Genomic DNA, 211 nt, shown 5'->3' with positions numbered 1-211 from the left:
ATGAAGGATGGAGTTCAGAAATTAGCAGATGGATCTAATAAATTAGTAGATGGATCAGGCAAAGTAACAAACGGTTTAAATGTGCTAAATAGTAAAACAGGTGAAATGCAGGTAGGTATCGGAAAATTAGTAGATGGGTCAGGCAAAGTAACAAATGGTTTAAATACGCTAAATAGCAAAACAGGTGAAATGCAGATAGGTATAGGGAAAT

1 protein-coding gene is annotated in these 211 nt (G+C 35.1%); it reads left to right on the top strand.

Features of this window, described 5'->3' with window-relative positions:
- The coding region (locus MR107_RS31240; protein ID WP_242293239.1) for a hypothetical protein at nt 1–211 on the top strand (211 nt) is incomplete at both ends.

Source organism: Bacillus cereus group sp. BfR-BA-01441 (assembly GCF_022663075.1).
GTDB lineage: Bacteria > Bacillota > Bacilli > Bacillales > Bacillaceae_G > Bacillus_A > Bacillus_A cereus.
The sequence above is the reverse complement of the archived record's forward strand: the minus strand, read 5'-3'. Positions and strand labels throughout refer to the sequence as shown.